23 protein-coding genes and 2 riboswitches are annotated in these 26192 nt (G+C 60.7%); of the genes, 7 read left to right on the forward strand and 16 right to left on the reverse strand.

Translation table 11 applies throughout. From position 1 onward, the window contains the following. Positions 1 to 277 precede the first annotated feature (277 nt). The 9 genes from gcvP to AC1DZE_RS06215 all read right to left on the reverse strand — a co-directional run bounded on the left by gcvP (position 278) and on the right by AC1DZE_RS06215 (position 11196). Complete coding sequence (gene gcvP, locus AC1DZE_RS06175; protein ID WP_477673252.1) at positions 278 to 3172, reverse strand: aminomethyl-transferring glycine dehydrogenase; 2895 nt, start codon at positions 3170 to 3172, stop codon at positions 278 to 280. A 58-nt stretch (positions 3173 to 3230) separates the two neighbouring features. Further along, a complete protein-coding gene (gene gcvH, locus AC1DZE_RS06180) occupies positions 3231 to 3596 on the reverse strand; it encodes a glycine cleavage system protein GcvH (RefSeq protein WP_457280135.1) in 366 nt (121 codons plus the stop codon). A gap of 54 nt (positions 3597 to 3650) precedes the next feature. Beyond that, positions 3651 to 4811, reverse strand: coding sequence for a glycine cleavage system aminomethyltransferase GcvT (gene gcvT, locus AC1DZE_RS06185; protein ID WP_477667880.1), 1161 nt, complete (start codon positions 4809 to 4811; stop codon positions 3651 to 3653). Between the two features lie 55 nt (positions 4812 to 4866). Beyond that, positions 4867 to 4970: riboswitch (glycine riboswitch) on the reverse strand. A gap of 21 nt (positions 4971 to 4991) precedes the next feature. Further along, positions 4992 to 5107: riboswitch (glycine riboswitch) on the reverse strand. Between the two features lie 27 nt (positions 5108 to 5134). Then, positions 5135 to 5704 carry a hypothetical protein gene (locus AC1DZE_RS06190; protein ID WP_477665657.1) on the reverse strand — a complete coding sequence of 190 codons (570 nt, stop codon included), beginning with the start codon at positions 5702 to 5704 and terminating at the stop codon, positions 5135 to 5137. 72 nt (positions 5705 to 5776) lie between these two features. After that, positions 5777 to 7054, reverse strand: a complete 1278-nt coding sequence (locus tag AC1DZE_RS06195) for a TRAP transporter large permease (protein WP_477699875.1) — start codon at positions 7052 to 7054, stop codon at positions 5777 to 5779. A gap of 124 nt (positions 7055 to 7178) precedes the next feature. After that, positions 7179 to 7673 (reverse strand): TRAP transporter small permease, encoded by a 495-nt coding sequence (locus AC1DZE_RS06200; RefSeq protein ID WP_477699876.1) that lies wholly within the window; start codon positions 7671 to 7673, stop codon positions 7179 to 7181. A gap of 111 nt (positions 7674 to 7784) precedes the next feature. Continuing rightward, a complete protein-coding gene (locus tag AC1DZE_RS06205; RefSeq protein ID WP_477667877.1) occupies positions 7785 to 8756 on the reverse strand; it encodes a TRAP transporter substrate-binding protein in 972 nt (323 codons plus the stop codon). A 92-nt stretch (positions 8757 to 8848) separates the two neighbouring features. Next, on the reverse strand, positions 8849 to 9874 hold the full coding sequence (gene denD / locus AC1DZE_RS06210; RefSeq protein ID WP_477667876.1) for a D-erythronate dehydrogenase: 1026 nt from the start codon (positions 9872 to 9874) through the stop codon (positions 8849 to 8851). A gap of 308 nt (positions 9875 to 10182) precedes the next feature. After that, positions 10183 to 11196: an acyltransferase family protein gene (locus AC1DZE_RS06215; RefSeq protein WP_477699877.1), complete on the reverse strand. Its 1014-nt coding sequence runs from the start codon at positions 11194 to 11196 to the stop codon at positions 10183 to 10185. Between the two features lie 375 nt (positions 11197 to 11571). Here AC1DZE_RS06215 and epsA point away from each other — a divergent pair, with 375 nt between their 5' ends. The 6 genes from epsA to epsG all read left to right on the forward strand — a co-directional run bounded on the left by epsA (position 11572) and on the right by epsG (position 18288). Beyond that, positions 11572 to 12360, forward strand: coding sequence for an XrtB/PEP-CTERM-associated transcriptional regulator EpsA (gene epsA / locus AC1DZE_RS06220; RefSeq protein ID WP_477667874.1), 789 nt, complete (start codon positions 11572 to 11574; stop codon positions 12358 to 12360). Further along, the gene (locus tag AC1DZE_RS06225; protein WP_477667873.1) at positions 12353 to 13780 is read left to right on the forward strand and encodes an undecaprenyl-phosphate glucose phosphotransferase; all 1428 of its coding nucleotides are present in this window, start codon (positions 12353 to 12355) and stop codon (positions 13778 to 13780) included. Before epsA ends, AC1DZE_RS06225 begins: the two co-directional genes overlap by 8 nt. An 80-nt stretch (positions 13781 to 13860) precedes the next feature. Next, positions 13861 to 15000: an XrtB/PEP-CTERM-associated polysaccharide biosynthesis outer membrane protein EpsL gene (gene epsL, locus AC1DZE_RS06230; protein WP_477699966.1), complete on the forward strand. Its 1140-nt coding sequence runs from the start codon at positions 13861 to 13863 to the stop codon at positions 14998 to 15000. Then, positions 14972 to 15991 (forward strand): polysaccharide export protein EpsE, encoded by a 1020-nt coding sequence (gene epsE, locus AC1DZE_RS06235; protein WP_477699878.1) that lies wholly within the window; start codon positions 14972 to 14974, stop codon positions 15989 to 15991. Before epsL ends, epsE begins: the two co-directional genes overlap by 29 nt. 3 nt (positions 15992 to 15994) lie before the next feature. Beyond that, positions 15995 to 17392: a chain length determinant protein EpsF gene (epsF, locus tag AC1DZE_RS06240; RefSeq protein ID WP_477667871.1), complete on the forward strand. Its 1398-nt coding sequence runs from the start codon at positions 15995 to 15997 to the stop codon at positions 17390 to 17392. Next, entirely contained in the window at positions 17389 to 18288 is a 900-nt protein-coding gene (gene epsG, locus AC1DZE_RS06245; protein WP_477646209.1) for a chain length determinant protein tyrosine kinase EpsG, read from the forward strand. Before epsF ends, epsG begins: the two co-directional genes overlap by 4 nt. Here epsG and AC1DZE_RS06250 read toward each other — a convergent pair. Further along, complete coding sequence (locus tag AC1DZE_RS06250; RefSeq protein WP_477667870.1) at positions 18275 to 18679, reverse strand: VanZ family protein; 405 nt, start codon at positions 18677 to 18679, stop codon at positions 18275 to 18277. The genes epsG and AC1DZE_RS06250 overlap by 14 nt on opposite strands. A gap of 41 nt (positions 18680 to 18720) precedes the next feature. On the opposite strand from AC1DZE_RS06250, the gene AC1DZE_RS06255 reads away from it, so the two are divergent. Then, positions 18721 to 19488 (forward strand): WecB/TagA/CpsF family glycosyltransferase, encoded by a 768-nt coding sequence (locus AC1DZE_RS06255; RefSeq protein ID WP_477667869.1) that lies wholly within the window; start codon positions 18721 to 18723, stop codon positions 19486 to 19488. Here the strand turns inward: AC1DZE_RS06255 and AC1DZE_RS06260 are convergent. The 6 genes from AC1DZE_RS06260 to AC1DZE_RS06285 all read right to left on the reverse strand — a co-directional run bounded on the left by AC1DZE_RS06260 (position 19447) and on the right by AC1DZE_RS06285 (position 26188). Continuing rightward, on the reverse strand, positions 19447 to 20127 hold the full coding sequence (locus AC1DZE_RS06260; protein WP_477672769.1) for a serine O-acetyltransferase: 681 nt from the start codon (positions 20125 to 20127) through the stop codon (positions 19447 to 19449). The genes AC1DZE_RS06255 and AC1DZE_RS06260 overlap by 42 nt on opposite strands. Further along, complete coding sequence (locus AC1DZE_RS06265) at positions 20115 to 21143, reverse strand: NAD-dependent epimerase/dehydratase family protein (protein WP_477667867.1); 1029 nt, start codon at positions 21141 to 21143, stop codon at positions 20115 to 20117. Before AC1DZE_RS06265 ends, AC1DZE_RS06260 begins: the two co-directional genes overlap by 13 nt. Continuing rightward, positions 21140 to 22831 carry an FAD-dependent oxidoreductase gene (locus tag AC1DZE_RS06270; protein ID WP_477667866.1) on the reverse strand — a complete coding sequence of 564 codons (1692 nt, stop codon included), beginning with the start codon at positions 22829 to 22831 and terminating at the stop codon, positions 21140 to 21142. The genes AC1DZE_RS06265 and AC1DZE_RS06270 overlap by 4 nt, the downstream gene beginning before the upstream one ends. Then, positions 22828 to 24006 carry a glycosyltransferase family 4 protein gene (locus AC1DZE_RS06275; RefSeq protein ID WP_477699879.1) on the reverse strand — a complete coding sequence of 393 codons (1179 nt, stop codon included), beginning with the start codon at positions 24004 to 24006 and terminating at the stop codon, positions 22828 to 22830. The genes AC1DZE_RS06270 and AC1DZE_RS06275 overlap by 4 nt, the downstream gene beginning before the upstream one ends. A gap of 2 nt (positions 24007 to 24008) precedes the next feature. Further along, the gene (locus AC1DZE_RS06280; RefSeq protein WP_477699880.1) at positions 24009 to 25028 is read right to left on the reverse strand and encodes an acyltransferase family protein; all 1020 of its coding nucleotides are present in this window, start codon (positions 25026 to 25028) and stop codon (positions 24009 to 24011) included. An 80-nt stretch (positions 25029 to 25108) separates the two neighbouring features. Further along, positions 25109 to 26188: a glycosyltransferase family 2 protein gene (locus AC1DZE_RS06285; protein WP_477673852.1), complete on the reverse strand. Its 1080-nt coding sequence runs from the start codon at positions 26186 to 26188 to the stop codon at positions 25109 to 25111. Positions 26189 to 26192 lie beyond the last annotated feature (4 nt).

Raw genomic sequence — 26192 nt, forward strand, 5'->3', positions numbered from 1 at the left:
CGTCAGGACGTCAGGACCTGCCAACATTGTGTTTGCAAATGCGAATGGGGTGAAAACGGCGCCAATCAAGGCGCGCGACGACGCCCAGACCGGGCGTCTGGGCTAGGAGCGCAACGCCGAGTGGCGCCGTTTTCACCCCATTCCCTCCGGGTTGCGATCAAAAAGGCCTTGCGCGGCGTTGCAAAGCCTTGACGGGGTTCACCCCGCCTGCGTTTTGCGCCTTGCTCAAGGCCTTTTTGACTCGCAACGCATCTTGCAAACACAGTGTTGACAGGTCCTAGGCGTAGTCAGTCACGGGCACGCAACTGCAAAACAGGTTGCGGTCGCCGTAGACGTTGTCGACGCGGCCCACCGGCGGCCAGTACTTGACCTGCTTGAGTGAAGCCAATGGGAACGCACCGATTTCGCGGGAGTAGGGGCGGTCCCAGTCGGCGCCCATCAGGCTGGCCGCGGTGTGCGGCGCATGCTTGAGCGGGTTGTTGTCTTGCGGCCATTGCCCGGTTTCGACTTTGCGGATCTCTTCGCGGATGGCAATCATCGCGTCGATAAAGCGGTCCAGCTCGGCCAGGGTTTCGCTTTCAGTGGGTTCCACCATCAGTGTGCCGGGCACGGGAAAGCTCAGTGTCGGTGCGTGAAAACCGTAGTCCATCAGGCGCTTGGCCACGTCTTCGGCGGTGACGCCGCTGGGTTCCTTCAGCGGGCGCAGATCGAGAATGCACTCATGCGCGACATGACCGTTCTCGCTGGCGTAAAGCGTCGGGAAGTGGTCCTTCAGGCGCGAGCTGATGTAGTTGGCACTCAGGATGGCGACTTCGGTCGCTTGCGTCAATCCTTCGGGGCCCATCATGCGGCAGTACATCCAGCTGATGGGCAGGACGGCCGCGTTGCCCAGCGGTGCAGCCGAGACAGCGCCGACGCCGTTGACGGGAATGCCCGCCGTGGCATGGCCGGGCAGGTAGGGCACCAGGTCGGCCACCACGCAGACAGGTCCCACGCCCGGGCCGCCGCCGCCGTGCGGGATGCAAAAGGTTTTGTGCAGGTTCAGGTGGCTCACGTCGCCGCCGAACTCGCCTGGCGCGGCCACGCCCACCAGTGCGTTCATGTTGGCGCCGTCCACGTAAACGCGTCCGCCATGGCTGTGCACCATGGCGCAGAGCTCTTTCACCTGGGTTTCGAACACGCCATGCGTGCTGGGGTAGGTAATCATCACGCAGGCGAGGTTGGCGCTGTGCTGTTCACACTTGACCTTGAGGTCGGCCATGTCGACATTGCCCTGCGCGTCGCAGGCGGTGACGACGACGGTCATGCCCACCATCTGGGCGCTGGCCGGGTTGGTGCCGTGGGCCGACGATGGAATCAGGCAGATGTTGCGGTGGCCCTGGCCCTTGGCTTCATGGAAGGCCTTGATGACCAGCAGGCCGGCGTATTCGCCTTGCGAGCCGGCATTGGGCTGCAGGCTGATGCCAGCGTAGCCGGTGGCCTGGCACAGCCAGTCGCGAAGCTGCTTGTCGAGTTCGGCATAGCCCAGCAGTTGCTCGGCAGGTGCGAACGGGTGGATGTTGGCGAACTCCGGCCAGGTGATGGGAATCATCTCGCTGGTGGCGTTGAGCTTCATGGTGCAGCTGCCCAGCGGGATCATGCTGCGATCCAGTGCGAGATCCTTGTCGCTGAGCATGCGGATGTAGCGCAGCATGCCGGTTTCGGAATGGTGTGTGTTGAACACCGGGTGCGACAGGAAGGCGCTGGTGCGGCGCAGGTCGGCGGGGATCAGCGATTCAACGCCCTTTTCGAAAGCGCTGACCACGGGCACGGTCTGGCCGGGCTTGGCGAAGAAAGACCACAGCAGTTCGATATCTTTGCGGCTGGTGGTTTCGTCCAGCGACACGCCCAGGTGGTTATTCAAGCGAAAACGCAGGTTAGCCCCCGCAGAACGTGCGCGGTCAGCTATCAAATTGGTAGCGTCACCGGTTTTCACCGTCACGGAGTCAAAGGCGCCCGTGTTGGTGATGTCATAGCCCAGTTCTTGCAGGCCGCGCACAAAGATGGCCGTGTAGGCGGCCACGCGCTCGGCGATGCGCTTGAGGCCTTGCGGGCCGTGGTAGACCGCGTACATGCTGGCGATCACCGCCGGCAGCACCTGCGCAGTGCAGATGTTGGAGGTGGCTTTCTCGCGGCGGATGTGCTGCTCGCGTGTTTGCAGTGCGAGGCGGTAGGTCGGGTTGCCGTGGCTGTCGACTGTGACGCCGACCAGGCGGCCGGGCAGCGAGCGCTTGAATTCATCGCGGCAGGCGAGGTAAGCCGCGTGCGGCCCGCCGTTGCCCATGGGCATGCCGAAGCGCTGGGTGTTGCCGAGCACAATGTCGGCATCCCATTCACCGGGCGGGGCCAGCAGCGTGAGCGCCAGCAGATCGGCTGCGACGCACAGGGCCGCGCCGTCGACATGCGCCTGGCCGGCCAGCGGGCGCAGGTCATGGATGCTGCCTGTGGTGGCGGGGTATTGCGCCAGCACGCCGAAGTAATTGCCTTCGGCCATCAGCTGCGGCACCGTGACGGCGGCCGTGCTGACCTTGATTTCGATGCCCAGCGGTTTGGCGCGGGTTTGAATCACTTCAATCGTCTGCGGATGGCAGTCGCCCGCCACGATGAAGACATTGCTTTTGCTTTTTACACTGCGCTTGGCCAGCGTCATGGCTTCGGCGGCGGCGGTGGCTTCGTCGAGCATGGAGGCGTTGGCGATCGGCATGCCGGTCAGGTCGCAGACCATGGTCTGGAAGTTGATCAGCGCTTCCATGCGGCCCTGCGAGATCTCGGCCTGGTAAGGCGTGTAAGCCGTGTACCAGGCGGGGTTCTCGAGGATGTTGCGCAGGATCACGCCTGGCGTGTAGGTGCCGTAGTAGCCCTGGCCGATGAAATTCTTGAACACCTGGTTCTTGGCCGCGATGGCCTTGAGCTGCTTGAGCGCGGCAGCCTCTGTGACAGGCGCGGGGATCGCCATGGCCGTGCTGCGCGCAATCGAGCGCGGAACGATGCCTTCCACCAGCGCGCGGCGCGAAGCCGAGCCCACGATGCTGAGCATGTGTACTTCGTCGGCGTCATCGATGCCGATGTGGCGGGCGATGAATTCGGCGGGGTTTTCAAGGTCGCCCAGGGGCTTGGCGGTTTGCATCAACATGTCGGGTCCCGTGTCAGGCTTGGCAGCCAGGAGTCAGAAAAAAGAATCGGTCAGAAAATCAGGCAGCGAAAGCGGTGTAGCGGGTTTCGTCCATCAGCGCGTCAAGCTGCGTTGGGTCGGACAGCTTGACTTTGAAAAACCAGCCGGCGCCCATCGGGTCGCTGTTAGCGAGAGACGGGTCGTCTCTTAGGGCTTCGTTGATTTCGGTGACTTCGCCACTCAAGGGCATATACACGTCGGCCGCGGCCTTGACGGATTCGACAACACCGGCGGTTTCTTTCTGGGCGAAGGTGGTGCCGACAGCCGGCAGGTCCACAAACACCACATCGCCCAGCGCATCCTGCGCATGCACGGTGATGCCGACGGTGGCGACGTTGCCTTCAATCTTGACCCATTCGTGGTCTTCGGTGTATTTGACGGTCATGAGGTTCTCCAGGGGTTGAGTGGGGTGAATAAAACGGGGAGCTTGATCTGGTGCTTAACCGCGGTAGTAGCGGGCGGGAACGAAAGGCATGGCGACCACTTCCATGGGCACCGGCTTGCCGCGCACGATGGCGTTCACGCGTGTGCCTAGCGCAGCGAACTCAGGTTTGATGTAACCCATGGCGACGGGCTGGTTGATGGTGGGGCCCAACAAACCGCTGGTGACTTCGCCGATAGCCATGCCGTCGGTGCTTTGCAGTTCGGTGTGGTCGCGTACAGGAACGCGCTCCAGCGCCACCAGGCCGATACGCTTGCGGGTGAGTAGGGCGGGGTCTGCCAGTTGGGCCAGGATTTTGTCCGCACCCGGAAAGCCGCCGGCACGTGCGCCACCCGTGCGGCGGATCTTTTGCATGGCCCAGTTGAGGTTGGCCTCCACCGGCGTGGTGGTGGTGTCAATGTCGTTGCCATAGAGGCACAGGCCCGCTTCCAGCCGCAGCGAATTGCGCGCGCCCAGGCCGATGGGTTTGACTTCAGGTTGCGCGAGCAGCGCGCGTGCGAGTGCGTCAGCTTGCGAAGCAGGCACCGAGACTTCAAAGCCATCTTCACCGGTGTAGCCGCTGCGGGTGATGAAGCAGTCGCAGCCGGCCACGGTGAAGCGCCCGCCGGTCATGAACACCAGCTTTTCGACGCCTGGCGCCAGTCGCTGCAAGGCCGTGACGGCCTGCGGGCCCTGCAGTGCCATCAGAGCCATCTCGGGCATGGGGATGACTTCGCAGCGCGAACCGATTTTGGCCTGGATGTGCGCGATGTCGCCCGCCTTGCACGCACCGTTGACGATGACAAACAGGTCGCCGCCGTTCGCATAGTCACGGTTGAAGAACATCAGGTCGTCGATGATGCCGCCGTCGTCGTTCAACAGCAGGCCGTAGCGCTGCTTGCCGGCGGGCAGGTCGATCACATCAACGGGTATCAGGGATTCCAGCGCGACTGCGGCATCAGCACCCACCAGGCGTAGCTGGCCCATGTGGGACACGTCAAAAAGGCCGGCAGCCTGGCGTGTGTGGTGGTGTTCCGCCATCAGGCCCGCGGGGTACTGCACTGGCATCGAATAGCCCGCGAAAGGCACCATGCGCGCGCCAAGCTCCACATGCAGGTCATGCAGGGGCGTTTTCAACAAGGTTTCGGGGGCGGCGGAAGAGGTGGACGAATCGGACAAGGCATTCTCCAGGGGGCAAACACGGTCATGGCAAGAACTTGTTCTCAATCCATGGGCTGCCCCTGCTGTCCACTTTACCTGAGAGATTCACCCGGCGATGCAGGCTTGCTCCTTCGGTGGGCTGCCCGTGAAAGGCGGCCTCTCTCCAGTAGGGAACGCCTTGCCGCGTGGTGCGCCGCAGGGCGGTTGCCAGTCCTTTTGCCTGAGCGTTCAGTGCTACTCAAGGGGGGTGCCCCCCGGGTGCTCGTGCGCCTTCGGCGGTTTTCGCGAGGAAAACTCTCTCCTGACACCGCTGAGTGTAACGGAAGCCGCTGTCGGCTCGATCAGGCGGCCTGGTGCTGCGGCAGCAGCATGGCGATGCGCTCGCTGATGGAGTCGGCGCGCTCGTGGCCCGCGATTTTTTCGATTTCCTCGATCATTTCGCGCGAGGCGCTGAGCATGGTCTCGCGGTCTTTGGCATTGCGCAGCGCTTCGCGAAAGCGCTCGGCCATCTCCGGGTTGCGCCGGGCGAACATGCGTTCGCAGATGTCGAACAGGAACATCCGGGTTGTGGCAAGCGAGCGCTTGCCTTCAAATTGATCGGCAGAGACCTGAATGGCCTGGGTGGTTTCGGGGCTGGGAAAGTTCTGTAACTGCGCCGGCGTGAGTGTTTGGGCGGGTGCAGGCGCAGGGTTTTTTGCCGGCGCGGACGTCTTGCCGGGATGGGCTTCCAGAAAGCCGTCGCGCAAAAGGCGCAGGGCAATGGCTTCGCCGTCGCCCTCAAACAGCGGGCGGAAGTCCTGGGCCGACTTGCTGCCGTCGGCCATCAGCAGCAGGGTGCGCTCGCGCTGGCCTAGCGTTCTCACGCCGGGCTTGAGCTCGGCACGGGCACGGTCGGTTTTGTGAAGCTGCATGGATTTCATCCTGAAATGAAACCCCGAGCATGGCTGCTGAAAATGACAGCCTCGTGAATCCTGTCCGAAAAGCTATTTTGCGTAGACGAGATCCCGCAGAGCCAGCGACAGCTGCGGGACGTAAGTGACCACCATCAGGCAAGCCAGGATGACGAGCACAAAGGGGATCAGGTGCGTCACGATGCGGTCCAGCGATATCCTGGCGACGGTGCAGGCTGCAAACAGGTTCACGCCGAATGGCGGCGTGATCATGCCCAGCGCAAGGTTGACCACCATCACCAGCCCGAAGTGCACCGGGTCAATGCCGAAATGCACTGCCACTGGCGCCAGGATGGGCGCCAGCACGATGATGGCTGCGCTGGTTTCAATGAACATGCCGATGATGAATAGCGCCGCGTTGACGCCCAACAGGAAGAGGGCGGGCGACTGCAGCACGGCTTCCAGCCAGTGGCCTATGGCGTCCGGCACGCCGGCCCGGGTGATCAGGAAGGCGAACAACCCGGCATTGGCGATGATGAACATGATCACGGCACTGGAGAGCACCGATTTGCGCAGGATGACGTACAGGTCGGCCAGCTTGATCTCGCGGTAGATCACGATGCCCACGACCAGCGCATAAAACACCGCCACGGCAGAGGCTTCGGTCGGCGTGAAAATTCCGCCATAAATCCCGCCCAGAATAATCACCGGCATCAGCAATGCCCAGCCCGCCCGCCAGGTCGCCTTACCAAAGCTCAGGCGGCCGTCACCGTCCTGTTTGCCCCAGCCCTTCCAGCGGCAGTACAGGTGCACGAACAGCATCAATGCGCCGCCGATTAAAAGCCCCGGGCCGAAGCCGGCAATGAAGAGTTCGCCGATCGAGACCTCGGCGCTCACGCCATAAAGAATCATGGGGATGGACGGCGGAATAATCACCCCCAGTTCTGCGCTGGTGGCCTGCAGGGCCGCAGCGTAAGCGGTAGGGTAGCCGTGCTTGATGAGTGCCGGTATCAGGATGGCGCCTATGGCGAAAGTGGTGGCCACAGAGGAGCCGGACACTGCCGCAAAAATCATGCAAGTCAGCACGCAGGTCATGGGCAGACCGCCTTGCACGCCTCCCACAATGCTTTTGGCGAATTCGACCAGCCGGCGCGAGATGCCGCCGGTTTCCATCAGGTTGCCGGCCAGGATGAAGAAGGGAATGGCGGCCAGCGGAAACTTGTTGATCGAGGAGAACATCTCCTTGACTGAAATCAGCATGTTGGCGTTGGACGCCTGGATACCGAAGATGGACGCCAGGCCGATGGAAACGGCCACGGAAACGGTGAGTGCAAAGCACAGCACCATGGTCGAGATCATCACGGCGGTCATACCTGGCCCCCACGCTTTTCACTTCGTGTAATGCGCTGCCCCCCGAGGGGGCCGCTGCGCCTGCGGCCCGGCAAAGCCGGTTCCGCGGCCCCTGCTTGAATAAGGTGCAAGCCTGCTCGTGTCCTCATTGCGCTGTCTCCAGTTCATTGCGCTGTGGGTCAACCAGGTTGCCGATGATGCCGATCACGCAGAACATGCCGCCGATCGGCATGGCCACATAACCCCAGAACATGGAAATGGATTCAAGGCCGGCCATGGACTGCACACGCCCGCGAAGGGAATAGTCCCAGCCCCACCAGACGATGACTGCGACGAGGGCCAGAGCGGCGATGCAGACCAGCCAGTCCAGCACCCGCCGGATGCGGGGTGGGCTCCAGCGGTAGAGCACATCCACGCTGACCATGGCGCCCTGGCGGAAAGCCATGGGAATTCCCATAAAGACCATCCAGATCAGGCTGAGGCGGATCAGAATTTCACTCCACTCTGCAGGCTGCTCGAAGACAAAACGCGTCAGGATCTGGAACACACCGAGCCCCGATGCGATGACCAGCATCACGCAGGCCACCAGCATGGAGAAGCCGGTGGTCCACCGTTCAAGTTGGAGAAAAGCTTGTTTCATGGATGCGCCGATACATGAGGAGAATTGAGAATTGCAATGAAAACGCCCGCAGACCAATGGTGGCGGGCGTAAGCGGCTACAAAAAAAGTAGCAAAATAGTTGCGGTACGGTTTACTTGTAGTTCCTGATCGCGTCGATGTTGGCTTTGCCGAACTGCTTTTCAAATTCAGCGTTGACCGGCGCCAGCGTTGCCACGAACTTCGCCTTGTCGACGTTTTCGATCACGGTCATGCCTTTGCTGCGCAGCTCGGCTACACCGTTGGCATCGTCCTGGTCCACGCGGGCCCGGTTCGCCTTGGTCGCTTCCTTGGCGGCATCAACGAAGGCTGTCTTGTCGGCAGCGCTGAGCTTGTCGAAGGCCGCTTTGTTCATCAAGAAAATGCAAGGTGAGTAAACGTGGCCGGTCAGTGAAAGGTGCTTTTGCACCTGGTCGAACTTGGCGGACATGATCACAGACAGGGGATTTTCCTGGCCGTCGACCGTGCCTTGCTGCAGCGCCGTGAATACTTCGGGAAAAGCCATGGGCGTGGTGATGATGCCCAGGCCTTTGTACGCAGCGATATGCACCGGATTTTCCATGGTGCGCATCTTCAGTCCCTTCAGGTCCTCCGGAACTTTCACGTCCCGCTTGCTGTTGGTCATGTGCCGAAAACCGTTTTCGGCCCAGGCCAGCGCCTTGAAGCCCTTGGCATCGAATTTGGTCAGGAGATTCTGGCCGATGGGGCCGTCCAGCACGGCGCGCGCGTGCGCCTTGTCCCGGAACAGGAAGGGAACGTCGAGGATCTTGGTCTCGGGGACAAAATTGGGTACGGGGCCGGTGGAGGAGAAGGCCAGCTCCTGGGTGCCCAGCTGCACGGCCTCGATGGATTCGCGTTCGCCGCCCAGGGCCCCGTTGTAGAAGGTCTGGACTTTGTAGCGGCCTGCTGTGCGTTTCTCGACTTCTTTGGCAAAAGTGTCGATGGCAATGCCCTGATGCGAATTCTGGGCCGTGGAAATGCTGATTTTCATGGTGGTCTGTGCATTTGCAGACGCCATGAATCCCGCTGCGAGCGTCATACCGATAATCAGTTTTGAAAGCTTCATGTTGTTTGTCTCCGTTGAGTGATCGGGCCGGGAATTTTGTGGACGACTGGGGCCGGTTCTGCATCAGGATTTTCCGACCATAAGCACACGCATTATTGCCGCGATGCATCTGCGGTCGTGCGCGGGTTTTCGCTTAAGTACGCCGCGATGATGCTTTCAAAATCACTGTCAGGCAGCAGGCCCAGCGACCGCGCGCGTGCTGCGTCGATATCGGCGGGCCAGTTGCCCACGATTCTTGCGATGACAGGGTCGTACACCCAGTCGATCAGTCCCGCCGCATCTTTGCCGGCCACCCGGGCCAACGCCTGCGCCATTTCGCCGACCGTTGTCTTGAGGGCCGGCAGGTTGACGGCTGTGCGGGCGCCCCATTCGGTGTCGGTAGCCTCTGAAGCACGAATCAATCCCTCCACCGTACGTCCGGGCGACGCAAGAGCCACGGCCGTTTCGGGAGGAACAGGGCACTGTGCCCTCGTTCCCGCAAGGGGTTCCCGAATAATGCCGCTGAGAAAGCTCGATGCCGCACCGTTGGGTTTTCCGGGCCGCACGCTCACCGTCATCAGACGCACATTGCGCCCGCGTATGAAGCCCTTGCGCGCGTAATCAGCCACCAGTTGTTCACCGATAAATTTCTGGATGCCGTAGCTGTTCTGCGGTGTGGGCAGCGTTCTGTCATCGATGACCGCCGGGAGTGGTTGCTCGGGTGAATTGCCAAACACTGCAAGCGAACTGGCGAATACGACGGTGGGCGATGTATTCAGGGCACGGCACGCCTGCAGCAGCGCACGCGTAGCATCGACATTGCTGCGCATGCCAAGGTCGAAATCCGCTTCGCATTCACCGCTGACTGCCGCCGCCAGATGGAATATCAGCGTGTCTTTTTCTGTCACCACGAGTGCTTGCGGATGACCGTCTTCCAGCAGCCGGCTCAGATCGCCGGTGATGGTTCGAATGCGGTTGTCCGCGGCCAGCGCGGCCGGCGGCGCCACCCTGTCAACCAGTGTCACCGTCCGGATGGTTTGCGGTGCGCTGCCCGCAAGAGCCAATTGCCCCGCGTCCAGAAGTTGCCGGGCCAGCCTGGCCCCGAGAAATCCGGCGCCGCCGGTGATGACGATATTCATGGGTATGTTGTCTCTATCTTTTTGTTGGTTACTCGCCGGCATGCCCGCGCCGGTCCGATTGCCTGCGGTACGTGAGGCAGTTTAGTTCGAAAGAGGAGTCGTTCCATGCAGCCGCCAGATGGTGCTGATTTGGAAGAGGCTCGGAGAAAAGTATCGTGCAACTCCGGCGGCACGGTTTCTGCTCCGACGTTCGAGCCGTTCAGGATTCGCCGCGGCGGCAGAGTCACTGATTGGGGCGCCAGGACGCCGCCAGTGATGAGCGGCTTGGCGCCCGAATGAAATGGGCCGCTGGCTCGAGCCCCGATCCTTCAGGCTGCTACCACGGGCTTCGGATTGGTTTTCGGCTTGCCCGGCACAGTTCCCAGCAGCCACAGATTCAGGCCTGCGTGCCGGCTGATAAGCAGCGCGGATACGACGGGGCCAGCAATCCCGGCGGCGAGTCCCAGCGTCATCAGGACATAGGTGTCCGTGATACCCAATTTCCTGAAGGCGATACGGCTCGCTGCCGTAAAAAAAACATGCAGCAGGTAAATCGCAAATGAGAAGGATCCAATGTAGGCCAGGGGCGCGAAACTCCAGCCACTCCGCAAAAGAAGAAAGGCGCTTGAGACGCCGAGCGCCAGTGCGGCCACAGAACTTCCCTGCTCGGAAAATTGCGGAAAAAGCATGGCCCCGGTAGCGGCGCAAATAAATACGGCCGCCGCCACAAGCCGGGCCGTTGGCGTCCCGATGTCAAATCGTTTGCAGGCAAGCCCGGCCAGGAAAAAAGGCAGAAGGTAAACAGCGCCGCGGGCGGCGAAATAGTTGGGTGGGCTGAAGTAGTCAAACAGCACCGTGCTGAGCGCCCAGGCCACTGCAAATCCGGTCGCAGTAGAAAGTGCGTTGAGGTGTTCCAGCAGCAGAACAACCAGGAAGACAATAAAAAGCGCTTCAAGAAACCAGAAGTGCCCCACGGGCTCAATGTGCAACAGCCACCACTGGTTGACCGATGAGTTGGCGCCTGGCGTGAAGGCCTGCACGACGGCAAAAATAGTTCCCACCGTAATCAGGGGGAGCAGCAGCCGCCGGACCTTGCCTTTAATGAATTCAGCAGCATTGCCTTCATAGGGGCGAAATGCATACACATAGCCTGAGATGAAAGAGAAGAGCGGCATGCGGATATAGGCCAGCCCTTCATTGAACATCTGCAACCAGTGCCCCTCCGGAACCTTCAGGCCCACTGAGGGCGTATCCCCTACCACATGAAACAGAACCAGCAAGATGCAGGCGATGCCTCTTACCGTATCCACTTCCATGCTGCGCTTCATTTTCTTACCGGTCATCAGCCTTGCGTTCCTCTTCTTGTTTCTTTGCTGTTTTGCTCGCTGCAACTGCGTGCACAAATTATGTGCGCAGCGTAGTCAATAGCAGCCACGGCCGTGCGCCAAAAGAAAGCAAACTGTTGCAAGCCGTATCGTTTTGCGAAGCAACTGCCATCAAGCGCACAGCTGTTACGTAGTTGCAACCAATACGCGCGGGGTCTGACATCTCAATTGCATGCCTGCCACCCTACACTGAGTCGTCTTGTTCCTACATCAACTGTGCCGTCTTTGGTATTGCGACTTATACCAAGCTAGACGATTCTCAGTGGGTCCCTTCTGCCACGCCTGCACACGCAGGCAGGGGGCAGAACAAAACACAGGAAGTGATATCAAGGCATGAAATCTCACGCTCCGCTTTTCAGCGAAGATCCTGCGCACTATACGGCGCTGATAACGCAGGCTACGGCCATCACCCGGCACGCCGACCTGCTCGAATGGTTGCGCGGTGACGTCCAGTATTCCCTTCCACATGACATCCTGATGGTGGGCTGGGGCGACTTTCAGGAAGGTGCTATCCAGCACGACATTCTTTCTGAATTGCCTGGCGTACGTTCTTATGCAGCCGGTACAGACGGCGTGCCCTTTTTGCTTGGCCGGCTTCATGACCACTGGGTGGCGGCCGGCGGGCAGCCCTGCCTCCTCAATTTCAGCCAGTTCGAATATTTGCTGGGCAATGCGAGCTTGCCGGGCTCCTTCACCCGTACCCTGGCGGGTATGCGCTCGGTGCTCGTTCACGCGATGCATGACGAAAGGGCGCACCAGGACTGTCTGTATGCGTTTTTCCGTGCAGATGAGATTCCCAGGGAGTCTGGGCTGAAGGCCATGAGGATGCTGATGCCTGCCATTGATAACGCGCTGCGGCAGATGGCGCTGTTGCCACAGCAGCACCCGCAAGCCGCCGTTACGGTACGCAACGGAGCCGACGACGCGTCCGGCCTGAGCGAACGTGAAACGCAAATCATGGCCTGGGTCGCCATGGGCAAAACCAATGCCGAGATCGGAACCATCCTCAACATCAGTGGCTATACGGTGAAGAATCACATGCAGCGCATATTCCAGAAGCTCAACGTATTTAACCGGGCCCAGGCTGTCTCCAGGATTACGCGGGTGAGCTTGCATGGATGATGTCAATCCGCTCAATTCAGCCTCGGCATGGCTTAACCGGCGCGAACCCCGCTCCATGGGGTTGGGTCGAAGTCATCTTTTCACCGCAGTGGAGGCCGCGCTGGACCCTCTGGTTCTGGTGTTCTCGCTCTGGGGACTGGCTTTGTTCTTTGAAGGGTCGGTGCGTCCTGCCTATCTAATTTTGTCGGTCATCGTGTTTTCGCTGACGTTTCCCGGTACCTCCCAATTGCGTTTGCCCGTGTGGAAGGTGTTCTCAAAGATTGCATTTCACTGGATATGGATTGCCGGCTTGTTGCTGCTGACGGGTTTTGCCACCGAATATTTCTATAAATTTTCCATGACGGTACTGGTTAACTGGCTATGGGTCGCGCCGGTTGCCCAGGCGGGTGCGCATGTGGCTCTGCGTGCTGCCGCTCCGCAGTTGCTGAAATTGCAGGGGGCGGTTCGGGGTGCTGTCATCGTCGGTATGAACGAGCAGGGCGTTTCTCTGGCCCGGCACATCACAGGTTCGGCGTATTCGGGCATTGATTTGAAGGGTTTTTTCGACGACCGCGGGGAAGACCGCAGGGAGTCACAGGATGACTACCAACTGGTGGGAAAAATTGACGACCTTCCGGCTTACGTCAAGCAGCACCGTATCCAGTTTATTTATCTGTCCTTGCCCATGGCATCGCGGCCGCGCATCCTGCAGGTGCTTGATGGCCTGAAGGACACCACAGCGTCGATTTATTTTGTCCCCGACATGTTCATTACCGACCTGATACAGGGCCGCAGCGATTCGGTCTGCGGGGTCACGGTGATATCTGTCTGCGATACGCCGTTCCGGGGTGTCAGCGGCGTACTGAAGCGGGCCAGCGACATCGCGCTGTCACTGCTGATCCTGTTGCTGATTTTTCCGGTCATGCTGGTGATCGGGATCATGGTCAAGCTTGACTCTCCGGGGCCTGTCATTTTCAAGCAGCGGCGCTATGGCTTGGACGGTGAGCAGATTCTGGTCTACAAGTTCCGGTCCATGGCTGTTACCGAGGACGGTGGCACGATTCAACAGGCTCGCAAGAATGACATGCGGATCACCCGCCTGGGCGCTTTTCTGCGCAAAACCTCGCTCGACGAATTACCGCAATTCATCAACGTATTGCAAGGGCGCATGAGCATCGTCGGCCCGCGACCGCACGCCGTGGCACACAACGAGATGTATCGCTCTCTCATCAAGGGCTACATGGTTCGCCACAAGGTCAGGCCCGGCATTACCGGCTGGGCTCAGGTGAATGGGCAGCGCGGCGAAACCGACACGCTCGACAAGATGCAGTCGCGTATCGATTGCGACCTGGATTACCTGCGCAACTGGTCGCTGCAGCTCGATTTTTTCATCATTCTGAAAACGATCCGCCTGGTCTTCAAGGACAGTGCGGCTTACTAAAAGCAAAAAAAGGACAGCTGATGCCTCACCGCGACCTCCTTCCCATTCCGCTCTTGTTGCTGAGCCTGTTTCCGTTGGCGGTGCATGCCGATGAGCTTGACACCCTTCAGTTCAAGGCCGGGCAATCCGTCACGCACGACAGCAATGTCTTCCGGTTGTCCGATACAGCGAATGCCCAGGCATTGATAGGAACCACGGACCGCGCGGACACAGTTTCGGTGACGACAGCAGGTTTTAAGATAAACAAGCCTTTCGGGCTTCAGAGATTTGAGCTCGACGCTGGGGTCGAAGACCATCATTACAGCCGCTTTTCCAATCTTGATTTCACCGCGGTGAATTACGCCGCCGCCTGGCGCTGGAGTTTTACGCCGGCCTTGCATGGCAACCTGACCTCCGACCGGCGGGAATTTGTCGACAACACGGCCGACGTCCAGAACTCAGGTCAACTCAATCGCCGGACCAACCGCTCGACCGTGTTTGATGCGGAATACGAGCTCGATGGTGCGTGGCGGCTGGTTGGCGGACTTTTCGAACGCACCAGCACCAGCAGCCAGCCCTTCACCTTTGAAGGCGACTCACGAATTCGGGGAGCCGAGGGCGGCGTACGCTATGTCTTCCCCTCGAACACTTCCATGGCTTATCGCTATAAGCGGGGCAACGGTGACTATCCGGGCCGGGTGCCGTCGCCAACGTTTGCGGGGAGCTTTACGGATACTGAGCATGAGGTTCGGCTGGACTGGGCGCCGACCGGAAAAACCACCCTGCGGGCGCGCTTGTCCCACCTCGACCGCGAGCACGATGGATTGGCTGCGCGGGATTTTTCGGGTTTTACCGGCCAGCTTGATGCGACCTGGAACATCACGGCAAAGACAAGCCTTGCCGGAGGCCTGGTGCGGGAACTGGGCAGCTATCAGACTTCTACAGCCAGCTATTACGAAGGCTATCGCTTCTTTATCGCGCCGACCTGGAAGCCCAGCGAGAAGACGGCCGTTCACCTGCGCTATGACCACGGCGCACGCGACTTCCGGGGGCCTTTGCCGGGCTTTGCCGCAACGGACCGCCACGACACCAGCAATCTGGTTTCCCTGGCACTTGAGTGGCAGGCGCTGCGTGCCCTCAAATTGATAGCTTCAGTGCAGCGCGACAGGCGCAAATCCACTGAGCCGGGTTTTGACTACACCAGCAATGCCTTTGGTCTTTCAGCACAAGCGAGCTTTTGATGGAATCCTTCAACCAACCCCGCTTTCAGGCGCCGGCGTGGCCCCAGCCTGCGGCGTCCTTTACAGACATTTTGCTTTCCGAAAAGGCGACAACAAGATGAAATTCATGATTCGTAACTTTCCTCCGGTCTTATTGGCCTTGCTTCTGGCGATGACGGTTCCCGCGTTCGCCCAGCCGGCCGCATCAAGTCAGTCTGCTGCAGTGACAGCTCCGGTTGCGCCCGTTGCACCGGCTGCTGCCGGTGCTGCGGCTGTGCCGACCAACCAGGACTATCGCCTGGGCGCCGGCGATTCCATTGGCGTGCAGGTGTACCAGAGTCCGGATCTCTCGGTCGACGCACGGGTATCTGAAAGCGGCGTGATCAGCTATCCCCTGATTGGCAGCGTTCAGCTGGGTGGCCTGACGATTGGAGAGGCCGAGAAGAAAATTGCAGATGCCTTGCGCACCGGCGGTTTCGTTAAGGTACCGCAGGTCAACATCGTCCTGCGGCAGGTACGGGGCAATCAGGTCGCCGTGCTGGGGCAGGTAAGCCGCCCGGGCCGTTTCCCCCTGGAAACATTCAACACCCGTGTCAGCGACATGCTGGCTGCTGCCGGCGGTGTGACCCCTACGGGTGACGATGTACTGATCCTGACCGGCCAGCGTGAGGGTAAGCCGTTTCGGAAAGTGATTGATATTCCGGCACTCTTTCTGAACGAGAAATCAGATGAAGACATTGTGCTGGCGGGCGGAGACACGCTGTATGTCAACAAGGCGCCGATGTTTTATATCTACGGCGAGGCACAGCGCCCCGGACCGTACCGCATCGAGCGGGGCATGACCGTGATGCAGGCGCTTGCCCAGGGCGGCGGACCCACGGTGCGCGGCAGTGAAAACCGGCTGCGCCTGCATCGCCGCGACGCGGCGGGGAAGGTCGTGGAAACAACCCCCCGGCTCACCGACCCCGTTCGCGCCGAGGATGTGATCTATGTTCGTGAAAGCCTCTTTTAAATCATGACACTCCATCAATTCCTGCTGATCCTGCGGGCCCGTTATCGGGTTGTTGTGCTCGTCATGCTGGTGGCCATATTGGCCGCGCTGGCCGTTAGCCTCGCGCTTCCCCGCAAGTACACCGCCCAGGCCGCCGTACTGGTTGACGTGCGTTCACCTGATCCGGTTGCCGGCGGCGCGGCCTTGCCCGGCCTGGTCGCACCCAGCTACATGGCGACACAGGTGGACATCATCGGCGGTGACCGTGTGGCCCAGCGCGTGGTGAAAATGCTCAAGCTGGATGAAGATCCGCGCACCAAAGCCCGTTGGCTTGAGGCCACCGATGGACGCGGGTCGCTGGAGAGCTGGCTGGCTGAGTCCCTGCAGAAGGGACTGGATGTACGGCCCGCGCGCGAAAGCAACGTGATCAACATCACCTACAAGGGCAGCGATCCGGATGTCGCCGCCACTACGGCCAATACTTTTGCCCAGGCCTATCTCGATACCAATCTGTCGCTAAAGACGGAACCTGCCAAGATCTACGCCGAATGGTTTGATGATCAGACCAAGGCATCTCGCGCGAAACTTGAGGAGGCTCAGGCGCGCCTGTCGGAGTACCAGCAGAAGGCCGGTATTGTCAGCAGTGACGAGCGTGTGGACTACGAGACTGCGAAGCTGGGGGAAATTTCTTCCCAGCTCACGACTGTGCAGGGCGAGACTACCGACAGCCAGAGCAAACGCAGCTCCCGCGGAGATACCGTCGCTGAAGTCATGCAGAGTCCCCTGATCAATGGCCTGAAGGCCGATCTTTCGCGGCTGGAGGCCAAGGTACAGGAAATCAGTGTGCGCCTCGGGGCTAATCACCCTGAGCGGCAACGCGCTGAATCCGAACTGGCCGCTGTGAAAAGCCGGCTGGCAACCGAAACTGCGCGCATCACAGCATCCATCGAAACAACCTACCGCGTGGGCAAAGACCGGGAGCGTGAACTGCAGGCCGCGGTGGGTGCACAGAAAGCGCGTGTCCTCGAACTGAACAAGCAGCGGGACGAGCTCAATGTATATCGCCGCGATGTCGAGTCGGCCCAGCGCGCTTTTGAGGCTGTCAGCCAGAGTGCATCGCAGACACGCCTTCAGAGCCTGAGCAACCAGACCAATGTTGTGCGGCTGAACATGGCAACGCCTCCTGTCAACCCTTCGAGCCCGAAACTGCTGGTGAATCTGCTGGTCGCTGCTTTTGGCGGGACGTTGCTCGGCATTGCATGCGGATTGTTGCTGGAACTGGCCAACCGCCGCGTGCGCTCTGCCGAAGACCTTGTGCAGATATTGGGCCTGCCTGTGTTGGCAAGCATTTCTTCGGATGGAGGAAGCGGCAGGCTTCCCGGTTCGCGCCGCCTGATGCTAGGCAATGGAGGGACAGCATGAATAGAAACAACGCTCCGACGATCCGATCGGTTCCCCTGACAGTTCCCAGCAAACCGGCCACGGGTGCCGGCCGCTCCATGGGGACAATCCTGGTGGATGCAGGTCGGCTGTCGCCTCCGGATGCCGAACGTATCCTCCATTTTCAACGGGACCGTGGCTTGCGCTTTGGCGATTCCGGCAAGGCCCTGGGCCTGCTGAGTGACGACGATGTGCGTTTTGCCCTCTCGGTCCAGTTTGACTATCCCTACCTTGCCAATGAAACCAAGCTCAGCCGGGAGCTGGTGGCGGCGTACCAGCCGGGCAGCCAGCCGGTTGAACAGTTGCGTGCGCTGCGCAGCCAGTTGATGTTGCGCTGGTTTGACACCGGGGCCGAGCGCCGGGGGTTGGCGATTGTCAGCGCCGGCGCGAAAGAAGGGCGCAGCTATATCGCGGCTAACCTGGCCATCGTGTTTTCACAGCTCGGGGAGCGTACTTTGCTGGTCGACGCGGATATGCGGACGCCACGGCAGCACCAGCTTTTTAACCTTGGGGCGACTGCGGGCCTGTCTGACATGCTCGCTGGCCGCGCCGGGCCGGAAGCGGTCATCAGCATACCGGCCCTGCAGGATCTGTCGGTACTGCCTGCGGGGGTCATTCCGCCTAATCCGCAGGAGCTGCTTGGGCGGCAGGAATTTTCCAAACTGCTGCAATCATTGGGCGAGGACTTTGACGTCATCATCATCGACACCCCGCCTGCCAGCGAATGTGCCGATGCGCACACGGTGGCCGTCCGCGCAGGGGCTGCTCTGGTTGTGGCGAGGCAGAACATGAGTTCCATGCCGCAAATGACCCGTTTCACCCACAGTCTGCGGGAGTTCGGCGTGGCTTTGGTGGGCTCCGTGCTTAACGATGCCTGAAGAAGCGGCCAGCCCCCAGCCGATAGGCTGCCTCATGCGCGGCGGCTCCCAGAAGCCCGCCTGCGGCGTCCGCTGCCAGGTCAGACCAGCTGGCTGTCCGGCCCGGCAGGAAAGCCTGATGCAACTCATCCATGGCACCTACCATGACGGCGCTGGCTACGCAGCAAAGGGCCATGCGCCAGCCGCGCGTTCCGCTTGCAATACCGGCAGCCGCGCCCACCATGCCAAAGACGAGCAGATGTGCCAGTTTGTCCCAAGGCGCAGGGAACAGCCCAACGGCAACGGGCTGCGCGCCAAGAATGTAAAGCGCTGCGGCCGTCAGGACGACGGTGATGCCCGCCAGGATGCGAAGGGTGCGCAAGGGGTTGCCCGGGGTTACGGTGTTCAACATGACCATGATTTTGTCATGCCGGAGGATGGATGGGTGAGGCCATGCTGAGTTCTTCCTTTGACAGCCCTGCTGACTGGCGCCAGCGCTGGTCGCTACTGGTGGAAAAGATTGAGCGGGTGCAAAGCCCTGTCGACAGCCAGGCACTGCTGGCGTCCCTTAGCCACCCTGCAAGGCCGCAGGTACTGGCTTTCGCCAATGCGCATGCGATGAATTCCATGGTGGCGTCGGTTCCTTTTTTTGAGGCAATGCATTCGGCCGACCTGGTGCTCAGGGACGGCTCCGGCATGGCAACGCTGTTTAAATTGCTGCGGATGCAGCCCGGCCTCAATCTCAATGGGACGGACTTCATTCCGCAACTGATCCGGGCGTTTGACGGCCGCCGCATTGCGTTGTTTGGTACACGTGATCCCTATCTGGCCAAGGGCCGGCTGCGTGTCCAGCAGGAACTGGCTCCCCACAGCCAGCTTATTGCAGCCGATGGCTTCCTGGATGCTGAGGCATACGCCCTGCTGGCAGTTCAGCACCAACCGGCGCTGATCGTGCTCGGCATGGGAATGCCCCGGCAGGAGGAAGTGGCGGCCAGACTGCGTGCCTTGCTGGACTTTCCCTGCCTGATCGTTTGCGGCGGAGCCATCATTGACTTTCTGGGTGGAAAGACACCGCGAGCGCCGCTGTGGATGCAGAGGGCCGGTCTGGAGTGGTTGTTTCGCCTGGCGCTGGAGCCGCGCCGGTTGTTTCAGCGCTACGTGATAGGCAATCCGCTATTTTTAACGCGGGCCTTGCGCCTGGCCTCGCTGAACCGACGCTGATCCGGCATTCACTGCGAGCGATTGACGTTGCGGCCGCGAGTGCTGGCTTTCTTCGTCTACGGCTACCGGCGCGTAGCGGTTGTCTACATCCGGTGTGCAGTGGGTTTTAACAATCTGCCCGGGGTTTCCCATCACCACGCTGTAGGGGGGGACGTTCTCAAAGACATACGCTCCGCCGGCAATCCTGCTGCCTTTCCCCACAGTCACGCCGCCCACTACAATCGCGTGCGGCCCGATCCACACATCGTCTTCAATCACCGGGTAAACGGTGTTCCGCCGGCCTTCACTGTCAATGTAATCCCGCTGCCCGATCGTTACGCCATGAAACAGCGTGACGTTGCTGCCGATACGTGCGTTCGCGTTGACGACGATGCCGCGGCCATGGGTGAGTGCAAGTCCGGGCGCAATGGTGGTTCGCCAGGGTATTTCGATCCCCGCCAGCTGGCTTGTCAGTCGGTACAGCAGCTGTGCAGGAACCATCGCGAACCAGCGCCATGCAGGCGGCAGTTGCTGGGCTGCCTGGCAAAGACGCAAGGTGACCACCACGCGAAATGCCGGATCCAGAAGGGCGCCTTTCAATGCCAGATGCCCGTCGGATCGTCCAAATTTCCGGTGAATATCGGCTTTCAGGGAAGGCATACTATTTTTTCCATGGTTTGGCCGCTGGTTGATGCCCCGGTACGGAACCACCGGGCCGAGTCATGCACACCGGTACGATAAGGTGTCCACGCCAATCCCAATTGTTCCGTTGCTGCCTGCGAGTCGAGTTGAATGTGCTGGGACCACAAACGGAGCAATCCCGGTGGCAACGCATCGGGAAGCCGCCGGCCGGTGATGCCAAGAAATTTCAAGGCCTGCTCAGCTGCCTTGAGTGGTGGGCCACCTACCCAGGAGTCCACGCTCAGCTGGCGCCGGCCGATGCGTTTCACCGGCGTTGCCCTGATATCGAGAGCCAGGTCAACAAAGTAGTCGTTCCAGCGAGGACTGTCCGGCGCAGCCAGATTGAAAGCCGGCAACTCGCCTGGAGCCACCGGCAGCTGCAGCGCAACCAGCAGAGCCTGGCAAACGTCGTCCACGTGGACAAGATTGGACCAACCATCGCCAGCGATGCCAAGGTCGCCAAGACGCCCGGACTGAAGCCATCGGCCGATGCGTCCGACCCAGAGTTCACTGCCAGGGCCAAAAACACAGCCTGGCCGCAGCATCACGGCTGCACCGCCGCGACGGGTAAATTCCTCCAGACTGGTTTCCGCTTCGCACTTGGCACGGCCGTACCAACCCAGGCTGGGATCACGTGGCGCACCCTCACGGATAAGGCCTTCTGCAGGGCCATAAACCGACATGGTGCTCAAATGAACAATGCGCGGACAGTTTGCCTTGAGCGCGGCGTCGACCAGGACGTGCATGCCTTCAGAAATCGACGCTGCATCGCCCGCCACGCAGTTAACAACCGCGTCGAAGTTTTTTAGTGCCACCGCAAGTTGCCCAGCGTCTCGGGTATCTAGTTCCAGCCATTCGGCCCGCAACTTTTCCGTGCCGTTCGAAAGATTCTTCTGTCTGGACGCTCCCGTGGGGATCGCCCACGAAGTGCCGTGCAGCATTTCCAGCAGGCGCCTGCCGATGTGGCCTGACCCTCCCAATACCAGTACCTTCATGCGGCCTCCTTCAACTGGATCGGTGTCCGCTCTGCACGCAAGCGATGCGACAGCGTGTCGCCCAGCCGGAGCGACATGGCAATCAGGGTCAAAGTCGGATTGGCTTGGCTTGACGTAGGGAAAACGGCGCTTCCGGCTACAAACAGGTTGTGCACCGAGTGAACCTGGCAGTCGGCATTGACCACGCTGGTGCGCACGTCATCGCCCATGCGTGCGGTGCCGATGTGGTGTCCCCCGTAGGCGCCGAAGCGCACGAGGTCGTCCTCAAGGGTCTGGCGGTTGTAGTCGAAGTGGGCCTTTCCGCTGCGCGCGAATTCTTCAGCCATCACGTCCAGGGTTTTGCGGACGGAGTCGATGTCCGCCTGGCTGTAGCGCCAATCCACCTTCAGGCGAGGCATGCCCAGCGCATCGACAGTGCCGGCAAGTGTGACCCGGCTGTGGGCTTGGGGTATTTGCTCACCATGAACTTCAAGGCTGAAGCGGTTGGTGCGGTTGCGCAGAATCACTGACGGGAATTTGCGTTCAGCGAAGGAGCGCCTGGCCAGCCAATGGGCCAGGAAAGCCGTGGTGTCCAGAGGGTCGGCCACCACATTGAGGAGGTGGCGGGCGTAAGTCCCTGCCGTGGGGGCGTGGCCATCGTTGAGCCGCTTGCCGTATTCGTAGCTGATCAGCTTGCGGGCCAGGAACAGCCCCGACAACACCCCGTTGCGATGCACCGGATCGGTGATGCGCGGGAAGTGCAGGCGGGCGACTGCATTGGCAAGGCCCAGGCGCCTTTGCTCGTGGGCGGCCACAGACAGCCTGCGCCTGCAATAGATGCCTTCCGGGGAAATTTCATAGCCGTGCCGCACATTGCTGACGGGCCCATGAACGGTCAGGGTGCCGACATTCCCGGCGATGTGGCACATGTAGTAGCGCCCCACCACATCATGCTGGTTGCCGACGCCTTGCGGAACGACATCCCGCGACGCCAGTAACAAACGCGCCGTTTCGAGCCCGCCCATGGCCAGTACCGTGGTATTCGGAGTCACCCAAAAGTGTGTTCCTGCCAAGGTGCGTACCTCGAGTTCCCGGACGGCCCTTCCGTCGGCGTGCAGCCGTACTGCAGTGCAGTTGGCTCCCAGCAGTACCTGGATATTGGGCGCCAGCTCAAGCCGCCGTGCATAGCGATTGCCGAAATGCGTGGGACAGGAAAACCGCTCCAGCCCATTGGTCAGCACGCGCGAACTGTCGAACCCTGCAATCATCGGACCGATTTCCGGCTCCAGGGCTTCACCCGCGTCATAAATGAACCGCCCGGCTTCCGCGAGGGCATTGGCACGCGGGTAGTAGGGTCGCAGGTCTTCGTAAGACAGCGGCCACCCGCTGTGCGGAATGTAGCTGCGGGTCTCGAAGTCAATGGGATCGAAGGGCATGCAGCGTCCGCCCCAGATCGCGGTGGATCCCCCCAGGCGCCGCTGGCGATATTTGCCGGGTGGGCTGTGCAGCCGCTCATCCGCGACTTCTCCCTCGCAGAGCGACTGGGTGGGAGCGTGCGCCTGCAGCTGCCCCGACTCCAGCAGAAGCACGGAATGCCCTTGCTCCGACAAGGTGAGCGCCAATGCAATGCCCGCAGGGCCGCCACCCACTACGCAGACGTCCGCCTGAAGGCGGCTGCCGGCCTGAATGTCATTGGCCTGCGTGATCATAGGTGGGTGTCCGGGACAGATTTGGCGGTGGTGCGCAGCGGTTGGGCTGCTACGCCGAAATTGCGCTGGTGGATGCGCGCAACGCTGGCAAAGAAACGGGCAAGGGAAAAGTTCTGTTCGTAAAGTGCCCGGCCGTTGCGCTCCAGTGAAGTCCTCAGCGCAGGCTCGTTCAGCACCTGCTGCAGGCCCCTGGCAATACCGGCTGCGTCGCCAGCCTGCACAAAGCACGCATTGACCCCATCGGTCAACACGGAAGGTATTTCGCCTACCGGGCTGCAGACCACCGCAACGCCGTTGGCCATGGCCTCCAGGATGACCAGTGGCAGGCCCTCGTCGTAAGAAGGCAATACCAGGACATCGGCGCGAGCCATCAGGCGTGCGACCTGCTGCTGGTCGGACCAGCCGGCAAAATCAAGCAGTGCTTCGATGCCCAGTTGCTTTGCCTTTATCCGGTAGGCTTCGATATCGCCGCCGCCGGCCAGAATCACTTCGGTTCGTGAGGCATCAAATCCCGGGAGCGCCAGCGCCTGCAAAAGATCCGATACCCCCTTGCGCTCCGACAGGTTTCCCAAAAAGAGCACGCGCTGCACGATTTGTTCCGAGGCTATGCGCCGTGCATGGGTAGGTTCGGGAACACCGTTGATAACGATCTCCACGCGATTGGCCGGCACGCCGAGTTCTTCGACCACAAAGCGCCGTGCGGATGATCCCAGCACCACGCAGCTGGCCGGCAGCGAAAATACCCAGCGCGTCAGCATCTGCAGCGGACGGGGTAACGACCTGTAGAAATGATGCAGCTGCGCAGCGTGCAAATGAAGCACCACCGGAATACCGAGGGCGCGGCAGACAATGATGATCACGCTCTTGCGAAAGAGACTCAACCGCTCGGCCATGTTCACATGGACCCCCGCCAGCCGGCCGTTAAGTTTTCCGCGCACTATTCTGGTCATGGCAGTAGCCAGCACCCAAAATGAATACAGCGCGTTGGCGCCGCCGCGGGTGTCAAGCGGACGGAGTTCCGCCGCATCGGCAGGGGCTGAAAACGCCTGGGCCTGAATCAGGTAGTCCGCGACCTTGAACATGCCGCCGCCTTTGGGCGTCCAGGGACATGCAAGGTAGATATAGCGCCCCTCGCGTTCTCGTGCGGCCGAATGCGGCAGCGATTCACTTCTCATATTTACTTTCCTGTACCTTGATAAGAAAGACCGGGTTTCCTAAAGAGTGCGCGCTTGAAGAAGGTGGTCATGGGACGCTCCAGCCACACATACGAGATGCAGCCCGCAACCACCACGGCCATGCCCACGGCAAGCACGATGGCCAGGCTGTCCTGCACGCCCAGTTTTTTCAGTGCCAGCACACCGGCCGGTACCACGAAGGTGTGCGAGAGATAGATGGAGTAGGAAGCGTCACCCAAAAAAGACAGACGGGAAGCCAGTGGTGCGCGCAAGGTCCATGGCTCGAGCCAGATTGACCCGAGGACAACCAGCGCAGCACCGCAGCCCCATGTGGCGAAACGGTCGGCCGAGTGCCCCCAGTCAGGGATAAACATGAACATCACGCCAGCGGCGATGACGATTAGGCCGACTCCTGGCGATGCATGCCGGAAATGCAAAAAGGCATAGGCAATGCAGACCCCAAGAATGAACTCAAAAACAATGCTCTGGGCGTAGAAACCCAGGACCACCGAGTCCGGTACATACCACTCAGCCGTGAAAATCAGCAGAAAAACCAGCAAACAAAACCGGATGCGTGGTGCGCCCAGCGCAATGGCTGCCGCAAAAACCGCATAAAAAAGCATTTCAAAATTCAATGTCCAGCCGACGGGCAGCGCGGGCAATACGAGGCCCCACGGGCTCACGGCAGGGATGAACAAAAGGGAGGCGGCCAGATGCCCGGGCTCGACGGACGCGCGGGACGCGAGAGTCGGCAAAGCCAGCAAGAGGACGACCTTCAACAAGGTATAGAACCAGTAGAGCGGCGCGATCCTCAGCAAGCGCCTTCGCATGAACACCCAGGCGGCATTGACCCGGGACGCAGCGTCGGAAGGCAATGTCGACGTTGACATGGCCATGACAAACCCGCTGATGACAAAAAAGATGTCTACGCCTGCGGAGCCGTCTGCCCAATAATGGGTTGGGCCGGTTCCGCCGATGTGGATGGAAATGGCCTGGGTAATGTGCATGACCACGACAAGCATGGCCGCGGCAAATCTCAGAATTTGTACGCCCGTGAATTGCTGCGTCGCCCGTTGCTTCTGCAGGCTTCCATCTGGGCCGCTCAATGCGCGCTCCCCTGAATTACCTGGCGAGGCGCCATTGAGAAGTCCTTGAGTACCCGGCTCGCGATGGCCTCGCCAGCCGGGCGTTGCCGGCGAAGCAGGCCGCGTATGAGGCCTGCGGCATTGAAGCACCATGAGATCACCGAATACAGCGCCTTGGTGACAGACCGTTTTCGCCAGGTCATCAGCAACACCGGCGCCGTGACGATGATGCAAAAGAATGCCATGCGCAGGGGAGCCGATACCGGCCAGAATACCAGGCTGGCCATGACCGCCCACCAGCCCAGGACGGCCATGTACAGGCGCAGTTCCCGCAGGCCCTGCAGCGCCAGATGCAGTCGGGGCTGGCCGGCGGCAGCGCGGACCAGTTCGCCCAGCCCGCAGATATAGCGGGTGCTCCAGCGCCGCATCAACAAGCGATAGGGTGGTGCATCGTGGCCAAAGTGGTTGGCGGCATCCACCGGCAGGCGCCACAGATGCCAGCCGAGAGCGCGCAGCCTGATGGCCAGGTCAAATTCTTCATAGCTGTGCAGGTTACGGTCGGAAAGATAGCCTGCGGCCTCAATGGCTGTGCGACGGTAAAGCCCTCCGCCGTCGAGCCGGTCGACCTTGCCAGGCAGCAGGTGCGGCGAGGCGCGTTCTCCACGCGCAAGGTATTCCAGGCTCGCGGTGTTTTGCTCCACCACCCGTCCGCCGACGCCTGCGACGTCTTCATGGGCATCCAGAAAATCGAGTGCTTTCTCAAGAAAGCCTTCCTGCATCTGCATGTCGCCATCGAGGATATAAATGAAGTCGCCATGCGAATGCTGGTAGCCCAGTTGCGGGCCCACGCCGCAGCAGCGCTCGTTGGGATTGGCCAGCTGGACGATACGGATGGGGTAAGTACATGCCAGTTCCACTGTGCTGTCGGTCGAGCAGGAGTCGGCAAGAATGACCTCTCCTCCCACGGTGGAAACAGCGCGCAGCGCACTCTCGATGGTCGCCCGGATGCGTTTTTCCTCATTCAGTGCCTTGATGACCACGGAGACCCGGCAGGAATGCCAGAGGGGGGTAATTTTGCGGGGTGATTTGGGGTTCATTTTT

The organism is Polaromonas sp. P1_F1, from assembly GCF_056405795.1.